Below are 3,469 nucleotides of genomic sequence, written 5' to 3'. Positions count from 1 at the left end.
CTCTATACGGCGGCGCTCGATCTCGTCGCCGGGATAGGCGAAGCCCACGACGAAATAGCCCTCCGCAAGCGAGCTTTCCGCGATCGACAGCTCGAATTGGTAGGAGCGCTTGCGGCCGTTGGCCCGCGTGGTCACGACCTGTAGATTGGTCGGCGAATGCTTCTCGCGCGGCTTGAGGAACAGGATCGATCCAGCGGGCGCGACCTCCCAGGCGACGGAGTCGCCGATCGCCACATGCGCGATCTCTTCGTCGTCGGCGAAAACAATCTGCGTCGAGGCGCGAATGACGCCGTTGATCTTGACGACATTGGCCGGATCATAGGTCACCATCCTCACGCGCGCGTCGCGCTGGCCGGCGGAAGGTTGCTGCAGGGCCATCGCGGGCGTGTTCGGCGATCCGGCGCAGGCGAGCGTCAGTAGGACGAGGAGGAGATAGCGGATCACGGCAGGGCCTCCGGATCGGCGCGGTATTCAGAAACGAGAAAGCCGAGCGGATTGATGAGACGGTCGCTCGAGGAGATCGGCGCGTTGACATAGGAAAAGGTGAGCGTCGCGATCCAATGGGTGATGCGCGTCTCCTCGCCCTTGCGGCTCTCGGCGAGATAGCGGACGGAGGCGACGTTATCGCTCAAAAGCGAGATTGCCTTGATGCGCACATTGGCGACGCCGAAGCGGCCATGCAGAACCTGCGGACTCTCGGGGTTGGAGCCGCGATACCAAGCGGCGAAACGCGCCTGTTCGGCCGGGGCGGAGAGCAGGGAGACCGTGCGGAAATTCGTCTCCGCCTCCGCGGCGCTGTAGCCCTCGCGGGCGCGCACATAACGCGCCAGGAAATATTTGGTGACGGCTTCGTCGTAGCGCGCCGGCGTTTGTTTCAGCGCGGCGACGGTCTCGACGATCCCCGTCGAATTGTCGACGCGGATCACGAAGGGTTCGACCGTCTTCAAGGGGGCGAGCGCCGCCACCGCGCCCACGGAGACGACCGCCAAGCCGCAGGCGCCCGCGGCGATAACCCAAGCGATCCGCTTCGAGCGCTGCGCCGACAGCAACAGGTCCTGCTCCCAGCGGCGCGCATTTATAAAATAGGCTTGCAGTTCGTCGGGGCGAACCATCGTCAGCCCTCCTTGCCGCATGAGCGATAAGAGGCGACGTCGACGACGAGGCTCGCGTTCGGCTTGTCGCTCGCGATGGACGGCGCCGGCGCCGCGCGATTCAGCGCACTTGTGGCATTCGGTCGGCCGATCTCGGCCGTGCGGATCGCCAATGAGGGAGCCGAGCCAAGAGCCTGCGGCGCGCCCTCCCAATCCCATAGAGAGCGGTTGAGGGGACGCCGCGCGAGGCCATCGCAAGTCGGTGGCGCGCTGGAAAAAGTCGCACAGCCGCCGAGCGGCCAGGCCATTACGCACATAATGATTAATCGCCGCATTTCGTTAATCCCATGTCGTTCGGCGCGGCCGCCGCCGCCCCGTCCTTCGTTGGCTCGGCTTGTTTCGATCAGGCCCGTTGAATGCTGCCGCCCTGCCTGCGGACCTTCATCGCCGCGAGGCTGCGGTTCGCCGACCAGCGCGCCCCGGCGTAGGCCCCGGCCGCCGCGGCCGCCGCATTGGCGACGAGCGTTCGCGTCACCAGCCGACTCGCGAGCGAAGCGCCGCCGCCGGCGAGCCCGCCGGCGATCGACGGTAGTTGCAGGGCGATGTGGCCGGAGAGGCCGAGCAGGGTGCTGATGGCGACTGCGCCGACCAGCGCCTCGCCGAGCGTCGTGGCGTTATTTGAGAATTTGTCGATGAAGCCGCTGACGGCCGAGAGCATCAGTCCGACGAGAGCGATGACGAGCACCAGCAGGATCAGGAAATTGGCGAGCTGGCGTAGCCAGCTTTCCGCGAAAGGGCGCGTCGCGTCGAAGAGAGCGAGCGCAATGAAGACGGGGCCGAGCGCGATGACGATCGCGAGACCGATCTTGGCGTAGAGCAGGACGGCGAATTGCAAAAACGAGCCGATCGCAACGAAGACCAGGAGAATCGCGGCGATCAGCGCCGGCGCGATATTGGTCAAGCCCGCCTGGTCGTAAATATTGTTGGCGACGTCGATGCCCTTCGAGAGCAATTGATCGAACGGCGCGCCGGAATTGACGTTGAGTCCGGAGCCCGCAATGGCGTTGCCGATTTCCTTGGGGAGGGAGTCGAAGAAGAGTCCCGTGACATATTGCTGGAAGGCCGAGGAGTTGGTCGCGAGCAAGACAACGACGACGATGCGCATCGCTCGCCACGCGAAATCGAGGATCGGCTCGGCGATCGCGCCGCGCATCACGGCAAAGCCATAGAGGATCACATAGAGCATGACCGCGACGCGCAAGGGGCCGTTGATGTAAGCGGCGAGATTGCCCGCCGATGTCGACACGAAATTCGTGAGCGGCTGCTCGAACTCGTGCAGGAAACTGTCGAAGACGTTCACGGCCATGCGGGCGAATCCTATTTCAAAGCGTCTTTCATCTCTTGCACGGTGATCTTGTCGCGCGCGGCGTTCGCATTGATGCAATCGGGCGTCTTGCCGAGCGCGCCGGGATTATTGCGGCAGGCCTTGAGCGTCGCCTGCAGCTCGTCGCGACGCTCAATGAACCACGAGACCGTTTTCGCTGGCTTCGGAGAATCTTGCCTTGATGCGGGCCGAGGCGGCGCGTCTTCGGCGCGTTTATTGCCTTCGCCGCAGCCAGCGAGTCCGACGCCGATGAGCGTTGCGAGGAGAAGGAGCGCCGATCGCTTCATTTTAGCGCCGCCTTCATTTCGTCGACAATCTGTCGCTGCTTTTCCCGCTCTCTCTGCGCATCCATGTCGCCGCGCGCCTGCTGGATCATGGCGAGGCCCTGCATGCGGAGCACGTCGTTTTGCAGCAGCGCCTGCTCGGCCTGGAGGCGCGCCGACAGATCGAGCACTTCTTTCGCATCGCTCGCCGAACTGATGCGCCTGCGCAGCTCTTCGAGAGCGTCGATCCTTTGCGAAGCTGTGTCATAAACAGCTTGGCCGAGCGAATGCTTGGCGCCGGTCTCGCGAGCAATGCGGTCGAGCTCGCTCTGATAGTATGAGTTCGCGCCATTGCCGGCGTAGGCCCGGTTTTGTGAGAGATAGGAATCGATTGTGCTCGCGAAACTGCCGTTTCCTTGCCCCGCGACGAGTTTCTCGATCTCCGAGAATTGTTGCGGCAGAACTTTGCGAAACTGCGGGGTGTTGAGCAGCGCCCCAATGTCGTTGGCGTTCGTGAGCTTATTGACGCTGTCATAGAGGCGTTTGGCTTCGCTCAACTGATCTGAACCGCCCCGGGTTTGCCGGAGGCCCCAACTCTTGAGAGATTGGGGCCATGGAAACGAAGAAGACGTCGAAGAGCTTTTCACCTGAGGTTCGGGATCGCGCGGTTCGGATGGTGCGGGAGCACCGGGGGGACTACGGCTCGGAATGGGAGGCGATTTTGTCGATCG

6 protein-coding genes are annotated in these 3,469 nt (G+C 63.4%); all 6 read right to left on the bottom strand.

The genetic code is table 11. The features are described 5' to 3' along the window. A partial coding sequence (locus tag ACR65W_RS10085) for a TrbG/VirB9 family P-type conjugative transfer protein (RefSeq protein WP_434502631.1) occupies positions 1-444 on the bottom strand: 444 nt, incomplete at its 3' end. Continuing rightward, complete coding sequence (locus ACR65W_RS10080) at positions 441-1,112, bottom strand: virB8 family protein (RefSeq protein ID WP_434502629.1); 672 nt, start codon at positions 1,110-1,112, stop codon at positions 441-443. The genes ACR65W_RS10080 and ACR65W_RS10085, both read right to left, overlap by 4 nt. A gap of 2 nt (positions 1,113-1,114) precedes the next feature. Further along, positions 1,115-1,426: a type IV secretion pathway protein gene (locus ACR65W_RS10075; RefSeq protein WP_434502627.1), complete on the bottom strand. Its 312-nt coding sequence runs from the start codon at positions 1,424-1,426 to the stop codon at positions 1,115-1,117. Positions 1,427-1,494: 68 nt separating this feature from the next. Continuing rightward, on the bottom strand, positions 1,495-2,457 hold the full coding sequence (locus tag ACR65W_RS10070; RefSeq protein ID WP_434502625.1) for a type IV secretion system protein: 963 nt from the start codon (positions 2,455-2,457) through the stop codon (positions 1,495-1,497). A gap of 11 nt (positions 2,458-2,468) precedes the next feature. Further along, entirely contained in the window at positions 2,469-2,762 is a 294-nt protein-coding gene (locus ACR65W_RS10065) for an EexN family lipoprotein (protein WP_434502623.1), read from the bottom strand. Continuing rightward, positions 2,759-3,385, bottom strand: coding sequence for a type IV secretion system protein (locus ACR65W_RS10060; RefSeq protein ID WP_434502621.1), 627 nt, complete (start codon positions 3,383-3,385; stop codon positions 2,759-2,761). The genes ACR65W_RS10065 and ACR65W_RS10060 overlap by 4 nt, the downstream gene beginning before the upstream one ends. Between the last annotated feature and the right edge of the window lie 84 nt (positions 3,386-3,469).

The sequence above is a fragment of the Methylocystis sp. genome, from assembly GCF_051062815.1.
Lineage (GTDB): Bacteria > Pseudomonadota > Alphaproteobacteria > Rhizobiales > Beijerinckiaceae > Methylocystis.
Note: the sequence above shows the minus strand (reverse complement) of the source record. Positions and strands in the feature narration are given on the sequence as shown.

Bases quoted from the DNA above. Each gene is read 5' to 3' on its own strand.
- ACR65W_RS10080 (WP_434502629.1), bottom strand. From the start codon at position 1,112: ATGGTTCGCCCCGACGAACTGCAAGCCTATTTTATAAATGCGCGCCGC.
- ACR65W_RS10070 (WP_434502625.1), bottom strand. From the start codon at position 2,457: ATGGCCGTGAACGTCTTCGACAGTTTCCTGCACGAGTTCGAGCAGCCG.
- ACR65W_RS10075 (WP_434502627.1), bottom strand. From the start codon at position 1,426: ATGCGGCGATTAATCATTATGTGCGTAATGGCCTGGCCGCTCGGCGGC.
- ACR65W_RS10065 (WP_434502623.1), bottom strand. From the start codon at position 2,762: ATGAAGCGATCGGCGCTCCTTCTCCTCGCAACGCTCATCGGCGTCGGA.